18 protein-coding genes are annotated in these 20,654 nt (G+C 36.9%); 14 read left to right on the top strand and 4 right to left on the bottom strand.

Translation table 11 applies throughout. The features are described from left to right. Nucleotides 1-21 precede the first annotated feature (21 nt). From Q1A47_RS02735 to Q1A47_RS02715, 5 genes are all read left to right on the top strand, one after another. Nucleotides 22-1,062: a Gfo/Idh/MocA family protein gene (locus Q1A47_RS02735; protein WP_166530124.1), complete on the top strand. Its 1,041-nt coding sequence runs from the start codon at nt 22-24 to the stop codon at nt 1,060-1,062. A gap of 18 nt (nt 1,063-1,080) precedes the next feature. After that, on the top strand, nt 1,081-2,049 hold the full coding sequence (locus tag Q1A47_RS02730) for a sugar phosphate isomerase/epimerase (protein ID WP_166530125.1): 969 nt from the start codon (nt 1,081-1,083) through the stop codon (nt 2,047-2,049). Nucleotides 2,050-2,266: 217 nt separating this feature from the next. After that, nucleotides 2,267-2,524, top strand: coding sequence for a hypothetical protein (locus tag Q1A47_RS02725; protein ID WP_051388398.1), 258 nt, complete (start codon nt 2,267-2,269; stop codon nt 2,522-2,524). Nucleotides 2,525-2,916: 392 nt separating this feature from the next. Next, a complete protein-coding gene (locus Q1A47_RS02720; RefSeq protein WP_121603840.1) occupies nt 2,917-4,104 on the top strand; it encodes a pyridoxal phosphate-dependent aminotransferase in 1,188 nt (395 codons plus the stop codon). Between the two features lie 199 nt (nt 4,105-4,303). Further along, nucleotides 4,304-4,498: an alpha/beta-type small acid-soluble spore protein gene (locus Q1A47_RS02715; RefSeq protein WP_026682321.1), complete on the top strand. Its 195-nt coding sequence runs from the start codon at nt 4,304-4,306 to the stop codon at nt 4,496-4,498. A gap of 93 nt (nt 4,499-4,591) precedes the next feature. Here Q1A47_RS02715 and Q1A47_RS02710 read toward each other — a convergent pair whose 3' ends face one another. Together Q1A47_RS02710 and Q1A47_RS02705 are read right to left on the bottom strand one after the other, a co-directional pair. Further along, nucleotides 4,592-4,993, bottom strand: a complete 402-nt coding sequence (locus tag Q1A47_RS02710) for a secondary thiamine-phosphate synthase enzyme YjbQ (protein WP_026682093.1) — start codon at nt 4,991-4,993, stop codon at nt 4,592-4,594. Between the two features lie 420 nt (nt 4,994-5,413). After that, nucleotides 5,414-6,139: a GntR family transcriptional regulator gene (locus Q1A47_RS02705; protein ID WP_026682092.1), complete on the bottom strand. Its 726-nt coding sequence runs from the start codon at nt 6,137-6,139 to the stop codon at nt 5,414-5,416. 903 nt (nt 6,140-7,042) lie between these two features. Between Q1A47_RS02705 and Q1A47_RS02700 the strand changes: the two genes are divergently transcribed. The 5 genes from Q1A47_RS02700 to Q1A47_RS02680 all read left to right on the top strand — a co-directional run bounded on the left by Q1A47_RS02700 (nt 7,043) and on the right by Q1A47_RS02680 (nt 13,518). Then, complete coding sequence (locus Q1A47_RS02700; RefSeq protein WP_051388370.1) at nt 7,043-8,323, top strand: ABC transporter substrate-binding protein; 1,281 nt, start codon at nt 7,043-7,045, stop codon at nt 8,321-8,323. Nucleotides 8,324-8,647: 324 nt separating this feature from the next. Beyond that, nucleotides 8,648-9,514, top strand: a complete 867-nt coding sequence (locus Q1A47_RS02695) for a carbohydrate ABC transporter permease (RefSeq protein WP_026682090.1) — start codon at nt 8,648-8,650, stop codon at nt 9,512-9,514. Between the two features lie 70 nt (nt 9,515-9,584). Continuing rightward, a complete protein-coding gene (locus Q1A47_RS02690) occupies nt 9,585-10,466 on the top strand; it encodes a carbohydrate ABC transporter permease (protein WP_026682089.1) in 882 nt (293 codons plus the stop codon). A gap of 98 nt (nt 10,467-10,564) precedes the next feature. Continuing rightward, nucleotides 10,565-12,463 (top strand): beta-N-acetylhexosaminidase, encoded by a 1,899-nt coding sequence (locus tag Q1A47_RS02685; protein WP_026682088.1) that lies wholly within the window; start codon nt 10,565-10,567, stop codon nt 12,461-12,463. A gap of 20 nt (nt 12,464-12,483) precedes the next feature. Then, complete coding sequence (locus Q1A47_RS02680; RefSeq protein ID WP_051388369.1) at nt 12,484-13,518, top strand: lactonase family protein; 1,035 nt, start codon at nt 12,484-12,486, stop codon at nt 13,516-13,518. Between the two features lie 475 nt (nt 13,519-13,993). Here Q1A47_RS02680 and Q1A47_RS02675 read toward each other — a convergent pair whose 3' ends face one another. Both Q1A47_RS02675 and Q1A47_RS02670 read right to left on the bottom strand, forming a co-directional pair. Next, a complete protein-coding gene (locus tag Q1A47_RS02675) occupies nt 13,994-14,647 on the bottom strand; it encodes a hypothetical protein (protein ID WP_026682087.1) in 654 nt (217 codons plus the stop codon). Nucleotides 14,648-14,895: 248 nt separating this feature from the next. Continuing rightward, nucleotides 14,896-15,741, bottom strand: coding sequence for a lytic polysaccharide monooxygenase (locus Q1A47_RS02670; RefSeq protein ID WP_166530126.1), 846 nt, complete (start codon nt 15,739-15,741; stop codon nt 14,896-14,898). A gap of 414 nt (nt 15,742-16,155) precedes the next feature. Between Q1A47_RS02670 and Q1A47_RS02665 the strand changes: the two genes are divergently transcribed. From Q1A47_RS02665 to Q1A47_RS02650, 4 genes are all read left to right on the top strand, one after another. Beyond that, nucleotides 16,156-17,091, top strand: coding sequence for a sugar ABC transporter permease (locus Q1A47_RS02665; RefSeq protein ID WP_026682086.1), 936 nt, complete (start codon nt 16,156-16,158; stop codon nt 17,089-17,091). A 28-nt stretch (nt 17,092-17,119) separates the two neighbouring features. After that, nucleotides 17,120-18,019: a carbohydrate ABC transporter permease gene (locus Q1A47_RS02660; protein WP_026682085.1), complete on the top strand. Its 900-nt coding sequence runs from the start codon at nt 17,120-17,122 to the stop codon at nt 18,017-18,019. Nucleotides 18,020-18,082: 63 nt separating this feature from the next. Continuing rightward, nucleotides 18,083-19,720, top strand: a complete 1,638-nt coding sequence (locus Q1A47_RS02655) for an extracellular solute-binding protein (RefSeq protein ID WP_299630337.1) — start codon at nt 18,083-18,085, stop codon at nt 19,718-19,720. Between the two features lie 218 nt (nt 19,721-19,938). Beyond that, the gene (locus Q1A47_RS02650) at nt 19,939-20,634 is read left to right on the top strand and encodes a YesL family protein (protein WP_166530127.1); all 696 of its coding nucleotides are present in this window, start codon (nt 19,939-19,941) and stop codon (nt 20,632-20,634) included. The last annotated feature ends 20 nt before the right edge of the window (nt 20,635-20,654 follow it).

The following is a 20,654-nucleotide window of genomic DNA, read 5'->3' as shown; positions in this document are numbered from 1 at the left end:
AAAAATATAGGAAGGTAAGTTATGGATAAATTACAAGTAGGTTTGATTGGTGTAGGCGGAATCGCCCAAAGTAGACATATTCCAGCGTTTCAAGAATTACAAGAAAGCGTGGAGTTGGTTGCCGTACAAGATGTTAATCAAGAGCGAGCTTTAGAAGTAGCAGCAGCTTATTCGATACCACAAACGTTTGCGCAATATCATGAATTATTCACTGTTGTGGATGCAGTTGTCATTTGTACACCGAATAAGTTTCATGCAGAAATTGCAGTGGCCGCATTGGAAGCAGGTGTTCATGTACTATGTGAAAAGCCGATGGCGATGACGACGGCTGAGTGTGAGCGAATGGTAGAAGCTGCAGATAAAGCAGATAAACAGTTGGCCATCGCTTATCATTATCGGCATACAGATTCAGCACAGCTTGCGAAACAGGCAGTTTTACAGCAGCAAATTGGCGATCCATTGGTAACAAGGGTTCAAGCATTGCGAAGAAGAAAGGTACCTGGTTGGGGGGTTTTTACCAACAAAGAATTACAAGGTGGAGGTAGCTTAATTGATTATGGCTGTCATTTGCTAGATTTAGCAATCTGGTTATTAGGAGATCCGAGGCCTGTCGAGGTTATGGGTACAACATACAATCGATTAAGTAAACTACCGAATCAACTTAACGATTGGGGCAGCTTTGATCATGAAACCTTTAATGTCGATGACCATGTATCTGGCTATATTACCTTTGAAAATGGCATTTCCATGTTATTAGAGTGTTCATGGTCAGCCAATATTAAAGAAGATACAAAGCATCTAAGTATTTCTGGAGTAGATGGGGGGCTAAGTGTCTATCCGTTTGAATTGTATCAACCAAGGCTTGGAACATTTATGAAGAGCGATGCTGAGGTAGAACATAATGAAACTAAGGCTGGCTTTGCTCAAGCAGAAAACTTCGTTAATAGCTGCTTAGGGAAAGCGGAATTAGTAGTAATACCTGAACAGGCATTAAAGGTAACGAAAATTATCGATGCTATTTATCAAAGTAGTAAAACTGGAAGCAGCGTGAAATTAACATAAGAAAGGGTGGAGTGACAAATGAAACTAGGCGTATTTACTGTATTATTTGCAGAAAAATCGTTTGTAGAAATGCTTGATTATGTCGAAGCATCAGGGCTTGAAGCAGTTGAAATTGGAACAGGCGGCAACCCTGGAGCAGCACATTGTAATGTCGACGAACTATTAGCAAGTGAAGAGAAACGAAAAGCATACTTAGATAAAATTCATTCAAGAGGTTTAACGATTAGTGCATTTAGTTGTCACGATAATCCAGTCTCTCCAAATAAGAATTATGCACAATCCTCTCATAATACCTTTATGAAAACGGTGAAATTAGCGGAGCTTATGAATGTGCCAGTTGTTAATACGTTCTCTGGCACACCAGGTTCCAACGAGGAATCGAAATATCCGAATTGGCCCGTTACACCATGGCCAAACGAATATTCAGATATACTCAAATGGCAATGGGAGAAAAAATTGATTCCTTACTGGAAAGAAGCAGGTCAATTTGCCAAGGATCATGGTGTGAAAATCGGCCTTGAATTACATGCAGGCTTTCTAGTGCATACTCCGTATACGATGCTTAAATTAAGAGAAGCGACAAACGATGCTGTCGGTGCTAATCTAGATCCAAGCCATTTGTGGTGGCAAGGAATCGATCCTGTTGCTGCAATAAAAATTTTAGGAAAAGAAAATGCAATTCATCACTTTCATGCAAAAGATACGTATATTGATCAAGATAATGTTAATATGTATGGGCTTACCGATATGCAGCCATACGCAAGTGTCCAAAGTCGTGCCTGGACTTTTCGCTCTGTCGGCTATGGTCATAGTGAAAAAGAATGGTCCGACATCATTAGTGCGTTACGTACGTATGGGTATGATTATGTAATTAGCATTGAGCATGAAGATCCAATCATGTCCATTGATGAAGGCTTTCAAGCAGCTGTAAAGAACTTAAAAAGGGTAACGATTAAAGAAGCGCCCACCGAGATGTGGTGGGTGTAGTGCGAACAGCCTCACAGCATAGTTGCTGTGGGGTTGTTTGTAGTTGAATAATGATGAAGTTCACAGGGAAAACGCCGAAGTTCACAATTTGAATATTTTTTTCAAAAAGGTAGAATGAAGGTAATACACTGTTGTTTACCCCACATATAACTGACAGTAGGATTCCTAATAATTGAAGTTTCACATCTAATCGTTGTAAAAGAAGGGGGAAATGAAGATGATAGCTGATGGTTTATGGAGTATCATTCCATTTGTAATGCTGATAGCAGGTTTCGTTATTATAAGAAATCGTAAGAGGGCAGGAGTGACAGGGATGAAGACTGCTCTTACGCCTATTTGCTTGTTATTATCCGCATGTATCAATTATGTAGCATACGTGTTTCAGCTAATGGGGATTGCTAGCTGGGGAATTTCCATACTTTTATTAGTACTTGCCGCTTATTTTACGAAACACTTACCAAATGTCCAAACATAAAGAGAAAAAACTAATTGTAATTTGTCATCGGTTAAAACAATATCCGTGAGCTAGGTACTAAATAGATTTAAGCTTTGCTAATGTTTGCAAATCGAGATTAAATTTTTTCTCAAAAAGAAGCCAATGGTCATAAGGATGAAAATGGGTAAAATGATATCTCTTAATATGGTAAGAAATTCTCCCATGCTACTAGCCTCCAATTGCTGCTCATTTAGGAATTATATGTATGAACAAGATTAGTTTTCTCCAACGATAACCTTTCCTGACAATACAAAGAGTTTAAAACATATTTTCTTACTTTTTTATTCTAGTTGTCAATCTATTTTGAAAGATCTTTACAATTCTTCGTACAATAGCTAACATGTATAAAATAGTATGTTCATGCTGAGGGGATGAAGAACGTGCAAAGCTTTACTTATTCAAATACATTAAAACGGTTGCCGCGTCAATTCTTTGCCCATCTTGTGCAGAAGGTTGAGCGGTTAACAGAACAAGGTCATGATGTAATTAATCTAGGTCAAGGAAACCCAGATTTACCTACTCCTATTCATGTTGTCAAGGAATTACAAGAGGCAGCTGAAAATCCTTTGTATCATCAATATTCACCATTTAGAGGCCAATTTTTTCTAAAAGAAGCTATTTCCCAATATTATAGACGTGAATATAATATAAACCTTGACCCAAATACTGAAGTAGCTATTTTGTTTGGGGCTAAAGCTGGTCTAGTAGAAATAAGCCAATGTCTACTTAATCCTGGTGATTTAGCTTTACTACCAGATCCAGGTTATCCAGATTATATGTCAGGTATAGCATTAGCTGATGCAAAGATAGCGTTAATGCCATTACTAGTAGAGAACCATTTTCTACCGGATTATTCTAAAATTTGCAGGAGGAAATGGGAACAGGCAAAGCTGATGTTTTTAAATTATCCGAATAACCCAACGGCAGCACTCGCTAGCAAAGCATTTTTTGATGAAACAGTTGCTGTTGCAAAAAGATACCATACATGTGTTGTTCACGATTTTGCCTATGGAGCAATGGGATTTGATGGGAAAAAGCCTCAAAGCTTCCTGCAATCTAAAGGAGCAAAGGATGTTGGCATAGAAGTGTATACCTTGTCAAAGACGTATAACATGGCAGGATGGCGAGTAGGCTTTGCTGTTGGAAATCATTCTGTTGTCGAAGGTCTTAATCTCATTCAAGATCATTTGTATGTCAGTATATTTGGTGCAATACAGAAAGCTGCTGAAGAAGCATTGCTTGGAGATCAGTCTGCAGTAGTCAAGCTTGTCAAAACGTATGAACATCGTCGAAATGTCTTTGTAAGCAAACTCCAAGAGATTGGTTGGAGGGTAGAACCTTCGAAAGGAACCTTTTTCGCCTGGTTACCCGTTCCAGAGGGCTTTACATCCGAGTCTTTTGCCGATCTCTTGTTAGAAGAGGCGCATGTTGCGGTAGCTCCAGGGAACGGTTTTGGAAATAGAGGAGAAGGTTATATTCGGGTTGGATTGCTTGTAACTGAGCAACGTCTGGTAGAAGCCGTGGAGAGAATTGGTAAACTCAAACTATTTACAAAGTAGGATTGACAAACAGAGCCAATTTATAATTATTGAGCTTTGTTAAGCAATGGGAGATGACGGCAAAGTAGAACCTTAAAAAAGTAGTAAAACGAACGGAGGTATGGGAAAAGTTAAAAAATGTGTAATTTCCTAAAAAAATCACATAGTAAGAGAGAACAGTCTTATACTGTTCTACTACTTTCCCTAGGAGTGAATTCCAATGGCAGAAAATCGTAATAAGCTAGTAGTACCAAGTGCACAAAATGCGGTGGATGCGTTGAAATATGAAATCGCAAATGAGCAGCATGTTGAGCTTGGAGCTGACACAACTGCACGTGAGAATGGATCCGTAGGGGGCGAAATGGTGAAGCGAATGATAAAAATCGCTGAACAAGATCTCGCTAATCGAAAGTAGTTATATGAAAAAAGGAGGACACTTTTAAGGTCCTCCTTTTTCAGCTTTGGTTTTCTTATGGTACTCCTTAATTATAAGTCATAAGTGTCCTATTCAGCAGGAGATTACCTTTGCATGTAATCTTCTTTGGCGAGGACCATCAAATTCACAAAAATAAACTCCTTGCCATGTACCAAGGACAAGGTCTCCATTTTCAATAATTAGTGTTTGTGCGTGCCCTAAAGTACTTGTTTTTAAATGAGCAGCAGTATTTCCTTCAACATGTTTATCTTGAACGTGATTCCATGGATAAATTTCATCCAAGCGCATTAGCATATCCGACTTCACATCTGGGTCTGCATTTTCATTTACTGTAATTCCGGCTGTTGTATGCATGGACTGTACAACTAAAATTCCATCTCTTATATTATTTTCACCAACCCAGCTTTTTAATTGGGCAGTAATATCGATCATCTCCGAATGTTTTTTGGAAGCAATAGAAAATATTGTATTCATGATACATCATCCTTTCCTTCTTGTTTATAAGTATTATTACGTGAATAGAAGAGGAAAATGAAATAAAAAAAGCGGAAGCACCCGATTAGAAATGTAGTGACCGGAGCGAGTCAACGGAAATAAAGGAATCACGGTGAGCTTGCGAGCCGATGATGACTTATCATAGGACGATTCATGAATTTGCATCGTATCTGGGTGCTGAGCTGGACGCGGGTCAATACGCCCATAATTATCCACATGGGCAAATTTTATTTGAGTTCCTAGACTATAAAAAATATCTTGATAAAATCCGTCGCAGTCATGCCTTATTAGAAAGAATTTAGTGGTCGATATAGAACAGCCCTTTCTGAAGATGAACAAAAGACTACTCTACGTAGACTCCTCGAAAAGAAAGAACGCTTTGTCTGTTCCTCTATAAAACTAATGTCTAACGAGATCAATCATAAATTTGTATCGATCTGCACGGTAAGAGGACTTCACAACTTCTAATGTATGCTTGTTCTCTAAATTAGTCGTTCGTTGCATTAAAAGAATAGGTGCGTTTTTTTCTATTTGTAAATGCGTTACTTCCTCCTCTGTGGCAATAGCTGCTTCGATGACTTGAAAACCGTCCGTGATTTTTAATTGTAAGTTATTCTCAATATACTGATATAGTGAATGCTGAACAATATCTTCCGTAATACCCATTACTAAATTTGCTGGGATATAGGTACGCTCTAATGCCATCGGAATATCTTCAGCTAGCCGAATTCGTTTGATTTCATAGACAGGTGCATATTCCGGAATATTCAACTGTGATGCAAGTTCATTGTTGGCAGGAACAATTTCAAAATGAAGAAGCTTACTGCTCGTTTGCATGCCTCTTGCTCGCATTTCCTCCGTAAAACTCGTAAGGCCATGAAGCTTTTGTTCAAATTTTGGACCCATGACAAAAGTGCCCTTACCTTTAATTCGATAAAGAAGCTGATCATTTACGAGATTAGTAATGGCCTGTCTTACTGTCATTCGACTAATATTATATGTTTCAGCAAATTCACGTTCGGACGGTAGTACATCACCTGGTTTTAAATCATTATTTTCAATTTGTTGCTTAATATATTCCTCCAACTGATGATAGATCGGGATGGGGGAGTTTTTATTAATCATTTTAAGATCTCCTTGAAATCTATATTTACATTTAATATTGAATATATGTAAACAAGTATGGTTTTATTAGGGTTTTCCTCCATTTTGGAGAGTGTCCTAAGCGAGCTATATTGGACGCTCTTTTAACGGAAGTTATTTTTCATGTTTCTTTAGATGGGTAATGTTACTTAGCTTTTTAGGCATATATTTTTAGAATAGCACCCAATTATATAGTTGTCTAGCGAAGTTGTTGTTTTTAATAGAAAATTATAAATAATTAAAGCGTTTATAAAAATATATTGGTATATGTACCTATATAAATAATTTAGGACGTAGTGAATCAAGTCAATGGAGGCAAAATTTCTTCATATATACGGAATTTCTGCACTCATTTTTACGGAAAATCATAAATTCAGTTGACGATTACTATTCATTGGAGTCCTTTATCATGGGTAATAGTTACTGCAAAACTAAAAATTGTACGGAACCAATTTTGCATCGACTTTCAAGAGTTCGCTTTACATAAAGCAGTTAGTTGTTTTGATTAGGTATTGAGCTGGTAATTAAGCTGATCATAATAAATGGTGCTAGTAAAATGATATAACAAACTTATTTGAATAGATGATAACGATTATTTTTTATCCCGCATATAACTGGCAGTAAGCCCCTCGCTTCAAGCAATAAAGAGAAAGCAATCTGGATAAGTGTGGGGTGGACTGCCAGTAAATGTCCGATTGGTTTCAGGGCCTTAGGCCATACCCTCGTGGTACTAACCATCCGTAGAAGATAAATAAGACTCTCAACTAATTGAAATTCCACTTTATAAATATTGACATTTTTCAGAAAACTGGTACTATCGGTATAGACAACTAAATGTTACTTTAGTTGTATTATTTGTAATAACAAAACAAGGGGGAAATCATGTTGGAAAAAAGGAGTATTTGTTTTTTACTATTTGTTATGTCAATCTGCGTACTACTTCTTGCTGCTTGTACCGGTGATGAAAATACTGATTCATCAGGGGAATCAAACGGTAAAGAAGCCAACGCAGAGGAAGATGTTGAATTAAGAGTTGTTACTACAATGGCAGGTACCGATCCAGCAGGAGAAGTATTCGAGAAGCTTTTAGAAGAGTTTAAAGCTGATAATGAGCATGTTTCGATTATTAATGAATCGCAATCTGCTGATGCAGGAACGATACGTACTAAAGTAAATACTGATTTTACGTCAAATAATGAACCAGATCTTATGTTTTATTTTAATACAGTAGATGCTGAAGGAATTATTGAAGCTGGTAAAGTAGTGAATTTGGAAGAGGCTGAAGGTGTTGATCTTTCAAATTATGATTCCATGCTAGAACAGCAACGTCGTGAAGATGGGAATATTTACGCTGCACCACAAACTGGATTTTATGAAGGATTATTTGTAAATAAGAAGTTATTTGAGGAACATGGTGTTGAACTACCAACCACATGGGAGAAATATGAAGAGGCAATTAAGAAATTTGCAGAGACAGATATTATTCCAGTAGCCGCATCTACCGAAGATTCTTATTATGTAGTTGAACATTATGCACTAGCAGCAGGTGGAATTGAAAATTATAACGCGAGCTTGGCTGATCAAAATGTTGCATGGGCAGAAGGCTTGGATAAGATTGGGGAACATGCTGAAATGGGAGCATTCCCAGAGGACGCAGGTACAATTGACTTATCCATCGCTGCCAGCCTATTTCATCAGGAACAAGCTGCGATGCTTTTCGAAGGATCATGGGCTTGGGGGGCAATGCCTGAGGAGATTGCTGAAAATATAGCTGTATTACCAATGCCGGTATATGGTGATGGAGGCTCTACTGGTGATGTTGTAGGTGGTGCTTCACAGGGATGGTTCATCAGTACCAAGGCTTATGAAGATGATAAAAAGCGTGATGCAGTTGTTGAGCTTTTTAACTTCTTAACATCTGAGGAAAATATTGTACGAATTGCAGAAGCTACTGGACAGGTTCCTGCGAAGGGAGCATTAACAGATCTACCAGAAAATATCGCTGCAGGTCATAAAATGGTAGAGGAGGCGAATGCAGTTGCTTCACCAATTAATGATAGGATTTTACCTGAAGCATTTACGCATATTCGTACAAGTGTACCACAAATTGTTAGCGGTGAGAAAACAGGTAAACACGTTCTGGAGGAGGCTGCTGCTCTAGAGTAAATAATCAAAATGTTTGAATAGAAGCAGCAACTGTTTAGTTCCAGTAGTAAGTGGATATATACTGACGATAAAGAAAGCGCTGTCTGTGGAAAGGGAGTATATTTCAAATGGCCAGGAAGAGGGTCTGGGGCGAAGCAAAAATAGTTAACCCAAAAGCCGAATTTTGATACGAAACGCAGTATTTTGCTGGAGCCATGATAGAACCTGTTTCAAGTAAACAAATAATCCGAATTGATTCAGGTGAAATCGTTCGGATTATTATGTGAATAAAAAACACATTTGTCTCAGCCTCCTCCTGCAAATAAAATCAAAAAGGGGTTTATTATGAAGGGTGATAGATTAGTTATATTTCTTTTTTTAGCACCTGCTTTTTTAATTTCAGCAATCTTTTTGTATTATCCTTTTTTTGAAAATATTGTTCAAAGTTTTTATAACACCGATGGTTTTTTTAATTCTAAATTTATCGGTTGGGATAACTACAAAAGACTTTTTGAAGATGAGATTGCAATTGGTGCAACGTTAAATTCATTAGAATTAATGCTGTATGTAGCTGTTTTCCAGGTAGGTATTGCTTTGGTATTAGCTGTAATGGTTGACTCCATAAAACACGGTGTTCGTTTCTTTCGTACAACCTTCTTCTTTCCAATCGTTATTTCTGGTGCTGCTATCGGGCTACTATTCACATTAATTTATAATCATCGAAATGGATTACTTAATGAAATATTAGTGAGATTAGGGTTTGATAGAGTGCTTTGGCTTACAGAACAATCTTCGCTTTATATGGTTGCTATTCCTACAATTTGGAGTTATGTAGGGTTTTACTTTTTAATCATATTAACAGCAATTGAAAAAATTCCAGATGATTACTACGAAGCAGCGAAGCTGGAAGGTATAACAGGTTTTCAACGAATGACCAAATTAACGATTCCACTTATCGTCAGTGACTTAAAAACATGTCTAGTACTAGCGATTACAGGTGCTCTGAAGATATTTGAACTAGTTTATATTATTACAAGAGGAGGACCAGCAAGATCCTCCGAGGTACTGGGTACATATATGTATCAAAAAGCCTTTAATGATGGTGCAATTGGTTACGGAGCAACATTAGCGGTGCTGATGGTCGTAATTGGGCTTTCTCTAGCATTTTTAACAAACAAGCTTTTGGGTAATAAAGATGAAGTAACATATTAAAGATGCTTAACAGGTATAAATTAGCAATGATTTTTTGAACCTTATTAATTAGAAAAAGAGGTGAAAAGATTTGCGTACAGAAGTTAATAGACTTACATTTTGGGAAAAATTTCAAGGTCGATTCTTTTCAAAATCGAAGTATGGAAAACTTTTTATATACACCATTCTTATTATATGGTCGATTTCAACCATCTTCCCACTAGTCTGGGTATTTTTAAACTCCTTTAAACCATCAAGAGAAATCATTACAGATACATTTAAACTACCAACTGATCCAACATTGCAGAATTATATCAATGCATTTGATACAATAGATATCGGTAGAAGTTATCTGAATAGTTTTATTATGTCTGGTTCAGTTGTTTTTTTTGTATTATTCTTTGGTGGATTAGCAGCCTTCGTAATGGCTCGATTAAGCTTCCGGTTACGCGGGGCATTACAGACGATATTAGTTATGAGTCTATTAATTCCAGCATTTGCAACTATCGTGCCCGTTTATCGGATGATGATAGATTTAGAGCTTGTTAATACGCACTTGGCATTGATTATTCCGCAAACAGCAGGAAATCTTCCGTTTGCTATCTTGGTCATTAGTGGCTATATGGCTACCATACCTAAAGAATTAGAAGAAGCTTCATTAATGGATGGTTGCAGTCGCTGGAAGATGTTTACGAAAGTGTTCTTACCTGTTTCGCTCCCGATATTTGGTACAGTAGGGACCTTCGTCTTTTTATGGTCATACAATGATTTGTTCACATCTCTTGTATTAGTTGAACAAGAACATGTTCGGCCAATTGTTGTATTGCTATCACATGTTAGCTCTCAGTATGGGACAGATTATGGATTAATGACAGCTGCTATAGCTATGACAGTAGTCCCAGTCATTATCTTTTACTTATTTGCACAAAAAACAATTGAAAAAGGTGCAACCTCAGGTGCAGTAAAAGGATAAACGTAGGATTACACGGACACTTTGGCACATATAATCTCTAACTAAGTTATAAATTTAGATGTTAGCATATTCTATAATGGAAATTGGAGGAATTAGTTATGAAGCTAATGCTGAAAGGCGCTACAAATAATCTGTTATCTGCAATAAAAGAATTACAATCAGATTTGAATTTTGAATTAGCAGAAGATGGTATCCCTATTTTAATTAAACAAGCTGATAAAGGGTTGTCAGTTTCATTAAAGAATGGTCAAGGGGAAATTGTCTATGATAAGAAAGCGGCTTTCTTCAGAGGATTAGGCTTGTTGTTAGAGAACTATGCTCGGTCAAAAACATTCCATATTGAAGAGGATGCACAGTTTGAAACTATTGGTCCAATGTTTGACCTATCACGAAACGCAGTAATGAAACCAGAACGATTTGAGGATATGCTTCGTAAGCTAGCACTAATGGGCTTTAATTCTGCAATGCTATACATGGAGGATGTATATGAAATTGAAAGCCAACCATATTTCGGCTATATGAGGGGAAGGTATTCTCTAGATCAATTAAACCAGCTGGATGATTATGCCCATCAATTTGGTATTGAGCTTATACCATGTATTCAAACACTTGCTCATTTAGAGGAATTTTTAAAATGGAGTGATGCAAGTGGATTAAAGGATACGCGCGGTGTACTGTTAGTTGAAAGTGAAGCTACCTATACATTTGTTAGAGACATGATAGAGTCAGTAACGAAGCCTTTCCGAAGTAAGCGAATTCATATTGGTATGGATGAAGCAGAAGAACTTGGGAGAGGCGTGTATCTAAATAAATTCGGACATAAAGATAGATTGGAATTAATGACTAGTCACCTGAATAGAGTGCTTGAAATTGTGGACGAAAATGGACTGATGCCAATGATGTGGAGTGATATGTTCATGAAGCTTGCCTCTAAAACGGGGGATGCCCATTATGATTTAATGACTGAAATTCCTGATGAAATAATTGAAGCAACACCGAAGAATGTTACCCTCATGTATTGGGATTATGCACATACGAAGAAGGAAGAATATCTGGCAATGATGAAAAAGCACAAAGCATTCGGAAGGAAGCCTGCCTTTGCAGGTGGAATATGGGTTTGGAATACATTTGCCACAAATTATGGCTTGTCTCTTGGGGCAAGTGATGCGGCATTACAGGCTTGTAAACAAGAGGGTATTCAAGACGTATTTGTAACGCTATGGGGAGATGACGGTTATGAAAATAATTATTTTTCAGCAATGTTAGGGTTACAATTATATGCTGAGCATGCGTATGCACGAACGTTGGATAGAAGCAAGCTTCATGATCGGGTGAAGTTTTGCACCGGTATTGATGCAGAGACTTACCTACTATTAAATGAGCTTGATGCCATACCTGGTGTAGATTCAAATAATAAGGAACAAACGAATCCATCAAAATTTTTACTATGGCAAGATGTATTATTGGGTTTATTTGATAAACATGTGGAAGGACTTGATTTATATTCCCACTACAAAGCATTAGCAAACAAGATACGTGTATCAAGAGATGGAAATAATGCGTTGGATTATATTTTTGATGTCCCAGAAAAGTTGGCTGAATTGTTGAGTGTGAAAGCAACGATCGGTGTACAATTAAAAGCAGCCTATGATAGAGGGGATAACAAAGAATTAAAGCATATTGCAGATCAGGTACTTCCTGAAATAATAGATAAAGCAGAGGTGTTACGTTTGGCCCATCGTAAACAATGGCTACATATGCATAAGCCGTTTGGCTGGGAAGTAATTGATATTCGCTACGGTGGCTTAAAGTCAAGGCTGGAAACTGCTATTTATCGAATTAATGAGTATGTAAGTGGAGAAATCGATTTTATTGACGAATTGGAACAAAAAAGATTGTATTATCATGACATTGAAAACTCTACAGGCTTAGGATGGTCAAGTTATTATTATCGGATGGCATCACCTAATGTATTCTTTCACGTACTGCCAATTTAAGGATAGAAGGAGGGATACATATGGAAACTAGTTCTCGAGCTTATCACGTATATGTAGGTACTTATGGCACTGAACATGATCATTCCTTACACGTACTATCCCTGCAAACAAGTAATCTAAATTTAAGATATTTGTCAGCTGTTAAAGGGATAAGGAATCCTTCCTACCTTACTGTAAATAGCACGCAAGATGTAGTATATGCTTGCAGTGAAGTAGAGGATGGTGAAGTGGTTTCGTATCGTATAAATGAAGCTGATCATAAGCTAACCGAACAAAGCAGACAGAAAACAGCTGGAAATGGTCCGTGTTATGTAACATTGAGTACAGACGAAACGCATTTATTAACCGTGAATTATGGTGAAGGAACTACTACTGTACATCAGGTATTAAAAGATGGCTCGCTGGGTCTTTTAACGGATAAAGTAGTCTATAAGCAAGGTTCCCATCCGCATACCATTATGTCTATTCCGAAGTCGAAGAAATATGTTGTAACGGATTTAGGTCTAGATAGGCTCTATCTCTATGAATTTAATGAACAGCAAGGTAAACTGATACTACTATATGATTTAAAAGCCAATGCTAAATCAGGGCCGAGACATATAGCGATTGCGGACAGTCATCGGAAAATATATGTTGTCAATGAATTTAATTCAAAAGTTGCGGTCTATCAATATGATGCTTCCATTACTAAGCTAGAGCTTATCCAAGAAGTTCGGACGATTCCGAAAAGCTTTGAAGGTGTTAATTATGCTGCAGATATTCACATTTCTCATGATATGTCCTATTTATATGTTTCTAATCGCGGTCATCACAGTATTGGTATTTGTAAAATAGATAGTAACGGATTATTAACAGATGCTATCTGTGTATCCTCAATAGGTGAATGGCCTCGTAATTTTACATTGATACCGAATGAAAATTTGCTCTTGGTAGCAAATGAGCATTCTAATACAATCGTACTTATGAAGCTCGGGAGAGATGGAATTCCAACGTATACAGGAATTGAGTATCCGATTAAATCACCAGTTTGTTTGAAAGCTTTACCTACTATTTAAGATGCGAACTTAAAGAAAAGAGAAGAGGATATAAAAACTTCGAGCTACTATCCGAGGATACGGGTTTAACCTCTGGATAGTAGCTCTTCGTAAGTGCTTTGTTAGACAAAGTTAAATGGAATCATGTAATTTGCATAGCTTTAGAGCATGATTTAGCATAAATGAAGAGATTGAGAGATAGCGAGACAAATAATATTAAAACCTATACTTTCTAATTGACGGCGATCTCTTGGCTCAGCTAACATTGCTACCATGATGCACTTAGACGAATGCGGCCTTGGATTCACAAATTATTCCTACTCTATACCGCATAACTGGCAGTAATCCCGTACCTCAAGGAATAAAGTGAAAGCAATATGGATAAGAGGTGGTATCCACTGCCAGTAAATGTCCGATTGGTTTCAGGGCCTTTAGGTCATACCCTTGTGGTACTAACCATCCGTGGGAGTAACAAAACCCACCACGGATGGAAGCTTCACTTTATCTTATCTAATTGCTTAATGAAAGCTTTGGCATTTTTACTGTTCTGAGCATCCTTACGTATTACTGCAATTTTGGTGTTTTTTTGAATGGCTAAATTGGTGAACAATGAATGGTTGGTTACATCTATGCCATATGGGTGTTCTTTCGTATCATTCTCCTTTTGATAAAATAATAGTTGGGCAGATGCTGAAAGCTCTAATTGATCTAGAGAAAGAAACGGTCCATCTTCTACAAAACGATGAAAGTAATTGAGGTCAAATATGTAAATATCTGGTTTATTTGCTTCGATTGCAATCTGACCTTTTTGGAAGTTTGCCATGTCTTCTGCTGAATTTACTTCCTTTGGTGTTTGCACTAGGTTAATATGTATGCTTTCCCAATTAGGGAATATATGTTGAATTTCGTGCTTTAGGGGAGAAAGGTTCTCTTCTTGATAGCTTCCAAAGAACATGATGTCTATATCTGCTGGTAGTTGATCTGCTGCATTCGATTTGGCAATCTGCTTTTCTATAATAGTGTAGCCTAATGAACTTATAAGAAGGAGTAAGAATACAGAAAATATGGTGTGGTATTTATAATGATACAGAAAGTTTTCCATACGTTCGCTAACTGTTTCTCGTGTTGGGTCTTGTTTCTTGTTATTCATAAGCAACGATCCTTTTTTTAATAGATTGCTGTGCTAGTTGCTCCTGTGATATTATTTCAATCATTGTAACATCGTTTATTTTCTTTATTTCTTCACATACTTAGGAAAATGATGAATGTCAGTTTATCTGGGACTTCCCTCACTCGTACTAAGGAAGGAAATTGTCTCCAGATAACTAAAAGCAACATTCATCTGTCTTGAAAAGACCCTCCTTCCACATGAAGAAGAGCCTATTTTCAGTTCTTATCCTATTTTAAAATTGTTCCTAATGAATAGAAATAAGGGAGAAAATTGCTGTTGTTGTTAGTTGATGCAGTACCTTGACTAACTAGCTTCCAAACTCCAGCTTCACCAGGTGTTTCACCACGTGTCCACCACTTCGCCTCGTAAATAGCACCGTTATAGGTAACTTGATCACCACCTAAATAAGCAGTATTAGGATCCCAAGCTGGAATATCACCCGGATCAGGATTATTTGGGTCACCTGGTTCAACATAATCCCCGTCAAAATTTGCATCAATTACATTATAAAAAGCATTTGCTGTGTCGGCCACTTCCCAATAGGCTAAAATAACATGATATCCAGTGCGATCTGGAATTACACAATCATGATTAACGGTAATTGGCGGGCGTTCTCCATTATCATTAATAGAACAGAATAGCTCAAAGTCAGAACGCTCTAAAGGGTCATTTGGGTCCCAACCTTCTTTCGTAATATAGTAATCCCACTTATCTGTTGCATGTGCTGCTGTTAACGTCCACTCAAAAGTAAATGGACCGCTCGTCATAGGAACCTTTGCCCATCGATCCTCTGTTTGCGCATCTAGCTCATAAAAAATGTTTGCACTAGCAATTTTTCCGTCAGGTGGTCCTCCTTCTGGAAAATTCCCAGGTGCTTCAAGGCTTTGTGGTTCATAGATAATTGCTCCACAATCGTAATTGGCTCCGTCTGCGCATAATAAATTTCTGCTTTCTGGATTGTTTACATATCCATGAGCAGAGACAGAGCTGGCAAATGCAATGGAGCAAATTAACATAACGAATGCCCCAAATGTAAGCTTAATCGATTTCGGAATAAATGTGAGCGAATTCATTATACTCCTCCTAAAACTGATTTATGCGAAAAGTATATTGGGAATTTGGAATGAATATTGCTTTGAAAGGTATAGACAACTGTAACTTAATAAAGCAGTACTACTCCCCCTTCCTTTATACAATTGTTATAACTTTTCGCTAATATAGATTATACATCACTACAAATAAATATCAACAGAAAATTAAGAATTAACCGATAATTAGTAAATTATACCCTGCTTATGTAAAAAAATTATATAAAATAGTGATTATATACCAACTTTTAGTAAATGGATTTGTATTATAGTTGTTATATTTTTAAAAGAAATAATAAAAAAAATATTGAAAATATTAAAAAATACTGGTATAGTCATCTTATCAAATGATAGCGCTTTCTTTAATTAGGGGGGATGTTCTACGTGCGAGCTGAGAGTATGCATAGGAGGCAATTTAAAGGAAACCAGCGCCTTGTAACTCGATACTTTAGGCAATTTGATCTGCAAATGATGGTTATTCCGGGGCTATTGTTTATCTTTATTTTTAATTATATTCCGATGTATGGAGTGTTAATGGCTTTTCAAGATTATAATATCTTTGAAGGAATGGCTGGCAGTGAATGGGTAGGATTTAAGCATTTTGAACGCTTTTTTGAGGATCCGCGTTTTCTGGAAATCATGAGAAATACTATCGTTCTCAGTGTTCTTAAAATACTTATCTGTTTCCCTGCACCAATTATTCTAGCATTAATGTTAAATGAAGTAAGACATATGATGTTTAAGCGGGCAGTACAAACCATCACCTACCTTCCACACTTCTTATCATGGGTTATTGTTGCTGGGTTCGCTACTTCTATATTAGCAACAGATAATGGAAGTTTAAACATGGCACTAGAAAAAATAAACCTCATTGATAAACCAATCAACTTTCTATCTATCCCAGAGTATTTTTGGACAATCATTATAAGCACTAATTTATGGAAGTCCATTGGCTTCGCTTCCATTGTCTATTTAGCTGCAGTTGCTGGAGTTGATCAGCAATTATATGAGGCTGCTTCCTTAGATGGAGCTAGCAAATGGAAGCAGATTTTCTTAATAACGATACCATCCATTATGCCAGTAATTGTAATCTTCTTTATTTTAGAAATAGGTAACCTATTAAATGCTGGATTTGAAGATTTATTGCTACTAGGTTCGAATCCCGTCTTACGAGAAGTATCTGATGTTATTGATACATATGTATATCGGGTTGGAATTAGTGATGGTCTCTATTCCTATGCTGCTGCAATAGGATTATTTAAAGCTGTAATTAGTGTTGGATTATTAACATTAGCAAATCAACTTGCACGTAAGAGTGGTAACAGTCTATGGTAAGCGCAAGTGGAAAGTGGGAGCATACAGCATGTTGAAATTAACGTTTGGTGATCGTTTTATGGTAATAATGATATATATTTTTTTAACATTACTAGCTTTTGTGACGTTTTATCCATTTTGGAATTCATTAGTTATTTCTTTCAATAATGGTCAGGACACTATGCTAGGAGGAGTAACTTTTTGGCCTCGTGATTTTACTTTAGATAATTATGAAATTGTCTTTCAGGATAAACGGTTGGTGAATGCGTTTATGATCTCTGTGGCTAGAACTGTTGTTGGTACGATATTATCTGTGCTTGCAACAGCTATGCTAGCTTATGGACTTTCCAAAAAGGAACTAGTAGGAAGAAAATATTTTATGGTTTTTTGTATTGTAACGATGTTTTTTAGCGGTGGTTTAATACCAACATTTTTACTAGTGAGAGGCATTGGTCTTATGGATTCGTTTTGGGTAATGATTATTCCATCATTAATATTAGTTTGGAATATGATTATCTTTAGGACCTTTTTTCAACAGTTACCGAAGGGTTTAGAGGAATCTGCGAAAATAGATGGAGCTGGATATTGGGGAATATTCTTCCGCATCGTACTGCCTTTATCTGGGCCTGTAATTGCTACTTTGTCCTTATTTACGGCAGTTTTTCATTGGAATGATTGGTTTTTTCCGAGTATCTATATTACGTCAGAGAATTTGATTCCAATTCAAACGTTATTACAAAAAGTATTAAATTCAAATACTGTTAGTTCGCAAATGAGTCAAATAGATGCAGGTGCAGCTGCACATATGGGTAAGGCAGCTAACACGGTAACAGGTAAATCCTTGTCAATGGCAGTAATGATGGTAGCTACTTTACCGATTATCATGGTTTATCCATTTGTGCAAAAGTATTTCGTTAAAGGTGTTTTGATAGGGTCATTAAAGGAATAGGGAACATCTTATTTAAAGCATTTGCTTTGAAGATAAATTTTTGTAAATAAGGAGGATGAAAAAGTGATATCATCAAGAAAAATTTGGATTATGATAATGGTATTATGCTTTGTACCTATCATTATATCGGGCTGTAAAGACAAAGAATCTAATGTCGAAGCCGATACAGGAGGGAAAGAAAAACACGGAAACGATGAATTATTTAAGTTAGGTGAAGAACCATTGGAAATTACGATGTTTGGTAATTATGATTGGTATACGATGCCACCCTGGGGAGAAGATGTAGCGACAAAATGGATTAAAGAAGATAAAAAGGTGGATATAACTGCGATTGATGGTGGGGGAAATGCGGCACAGCGACTTAGTACGATGATAGCAAGTAATGACCTTCCAGATTTTATATGGTTGGATAAAGGAACAGATGTAGAACGATTACGTAAAGGAGGAGCTCTGGTTCCACTCGATCCTTACTTAGATAAATATACAAATTTGCAAGAGTGGTTCGGAGAATCTGGTATCAACATGCTTCGTTCTGAAGATGGAAAATTATATCAATATCCAAATTGGTATAATGCAAAACCATTTGGTAATGCGGGTTATGTAGTTAATAAAGGGATTTATGAAGAACTAGGCTCGCCACCTCTTGAAACGACAGAAGATTTATATAATTATTTAAAGCAAGTAAAAGAAAATTATCCAAATATAACACCATTCGAAACGGATGTAGAAGGACAGGGAATTAATGTTTTATATTCAGCATTTGCAGAAAATCAGTCTCCAGCTAATATTAGAATAAATGCTGTTCCTGAGGGAGATAAGCTAACATCTATTTTTACGAATGAGGAATATGTCGAATCACTACAATACGCCAGTAAGCTTTATCGGGAAGGACTTATTACACAAGATGCATTAACACAGGATCGCGACATGGTTACAGAGAAAGTATCGAGTGGTAGAGTTGCTGTATATGCATCTGCTAGTCCTACGGATTTAGCGCGGCCTGGTCATTACAATTTACAGGAAGAAGACTCGGATGATGGCTATTTTATGGTTTGGCCGATCGCAAAAGCGGGGTTGAACAAAGATAATATCTATCCGGGGGCTTATGACATGATGGGATGGAATGTAAGTGTCATTACGAAAAGTGCTGAAGATCCAGAAGCAGTATTTGCGTTTTTGGATTGGTTAACAGGACCAGAAGGGCAATCAGTGCTTATTTTTGGACCAGAAGGAAAGTACTGGGATGGTTTTGATGAAGAAGGATACCCTCAATTTACAGAAAAGTATGTAAGTGACCCAGAAGGTGCTGGGAAAATAGAAGAAGATACATTAAACTTCCAATGGAATGGAAATTCAAATTTTCTAGACACCGCAAAAGCTAAGTTTACAGAGACATTACCTCAGGAAGATCGTAATTGGACGACGCATTGGCAAAATGAAATTACGTGGAAAACACAATATGATGCAACTGCTTATTTAGGAATTGATCCATTACCGGAAACCACCGAGGGCCAGATTCAACAAAGTGTTGGGGAAATTGCTGAAGTGGCAAGAGCGGAAGCACTAAATGCGAAAAGTGATGAAGAAGTTATCAAGATATTGGAAGAGGCAGAGAAGAGTGCACAAAGCGTAGGTTATGCTGATTTACTAGCATACAAGACTAAGGAATGGCAAAAAAACTTAGAAACACTAGGCAAATAACATATTATGTAGCTGTCATTATGCAAAGGGGAACCAATCGGATATTTACTGGCAGTTATATGCGGGATAAATTACTTGATTGCTATCGGAAGTTATTATAGAACTTCTAGTCCACGGGTTAAATGCTTCGTTGATTGCAGATAGGTAATATTTAGTTGAGATAGGAGCTGACTCCTTTGGTGCCAGCTCCTATAAGAATAAACGGAGTGTGAAGAAACATGATGCTAACTGGAAGGCTAGAATCGCTTTATAATATATTTGACTGGCTGATGAAGTTCATGACAACGAATATCATATGGGTTCTCTTTAATTTTCCAATTGCCTACGCTATCTTAAGTATGGTTTTTGCGAAGACACAAGAGGAGGTATATTTGCTAGCTATTACAATATTGGCTCTGTTCCCTTTTGTTTTTTTTCCAGCAACTACTGCAATGTTTGCCGTAGTAAGGGAATGGGTGATGAAACGAGAAAAGAAAGGATTCATAAGAGCATACTGGAATTTTTATAAGGAAAATTATATTCGTAGTCTTTTAGGTGGTGTGTTCTTTACAATTACTTGGGTTGTGTGGTTACTTAACTATCATTTAGCAGCGGTTGAAATTGGATCTGGCTTATTTTATTTTTTCATAGCCATTACTATTTTTATTGTTGCTTTTACTAGTTATTTTTTTGCTGATACCGTTCATTTTGAAGTGAGCATCATTTATTCAATTCGTAAAGCATTATTTATGGCGATTTTCCATTTACCCTATACAATAGCAGCTGCAGGAGCTGTTAGTATTTTATTGTATATCATCTATCAAATTCATCCATTATTTTTAGTACTCTTCTCAGGGCCTGCTATTGCGTACGTATATTTCTTTGCTTTTTATCAAATATTTTTAAAAGCACAGGCGGCAACCGAAAGTCAATAAAATACGAATATCGTTTCAAT

Origin of the sequence: uncultured Virgibacillus sp. (genome assembly GCF_947495635.1) — a bacterium.
Lineage (GTDB): Bacteria > Bacillota > Bacilli > Bacillales > Amphibacillaceae > Virgibacillus > Virgibacillus salarius.
The sequence above is the reverse complement of the archived record's forward strand: the minus strand, read 5'-3'. Positions and strand labels throughout refer to the sequence as shown.

Coding starts and splice junctions, on each gene's coding strand:
- Q1A47_RS02670 (WP_166530126.1), bottom strand. CDS start 15,741: ATGAATTCGCTCACATTTATTCCGAAATCGATTAAGCTTACATTTGGG.
- Q1A47_RS02705 (WP_026682092.1), bottom strand. CDS start 6,139: ATGATTAATAAAAACTCCCCCATCCCGATCTATCATCAGTTGGAGGAA.
- Q1A47_RS02650 (WP_166530127.1), top strand. CDS start 19,939: ATGATGCTAACTGGAAGGCTAGAATCGCTTTATAATATATTTGACTGG.
- Q1A47_RS02695 (WP_026682090.1), top strand. CDS start 8,648: ATGAAGGGTGATAGATTAGTTATATTTCTTTTTTTAGCACCTGCTTTT.
- Q1A47_RS02665 (WP_026682086.1), top strand. CDS start 16,156: ATGCATAGGAGGCAATTTAAAGGAAACCAGCGCCTTGTAACTCGATAC.
- Q1A47_RS02660 (WP_026682085.1), top strand. CDS start 17,120: ATGTTGAAATTAACGTTTGGTGATCGTTTTATGGTAATAATGATATAT.
- Q1A47_RS02675 (WP_026682087.1), bottom strand. CDS start 14,647: ATGAATAACAAGAAACAAGACCCAACACGAGAAACAGTTAGCGAACGT.
- Q1A47_RS02710 (WP_026682093.1), bottom strand. CDS start 4,993: ATGAATACAATATTTTCTATTGCTTCCAAAAAACATTCGGAGATGATC.
- Q1A47_RS02730 (WP_166530125.1), top strand. CDS start 1,081: ATGAAACTAGGCGTATTTACTGTATTATTTGCAGAAAAATCGTTTGTA.
- Q1A47_RS02715 (WP_026682321.1), top strand. CDS start 4,304: ATGGCAGAAAATCGTAATAAGCTAGTAGTACCAAGTGCACAAAATGCG.
- Q1A47_RS02735 (WP_166530124.1), top strand. CDS start 22: ATGGATAAATTACAAGTAGGTTTGATTGGTGTAGGCGGAATCGCCCAA.
- Q1A47_RS02685 (WP_026682088.1), top strand. CDS start 10,565: ATGAAGCTAATGCTGAAAGGCGCTACAAATAATCTGTTATCTGCAATA.
- Q1A47_RS02720 (WP_121603840.1), top strand. CDS start 2,917: ATGAAGAACGTGCAAAGCTTTACTTATTCAAATACATTAAAACGGTTG.
- Q1A47_RS02680 (WP_051388369.1), top strand. CDS start 12,484: ATGGAAACTAGTTCTCGAGCTTATCACGTATATGTAGGTACTTATGGC.
- Q1A47_RS02725 (WP_051388398.1), top strand. CDS start 2,267: ATGATAGCTGATGGTTTATGGAGTATCATTCCATTTGTAATGCTGATA.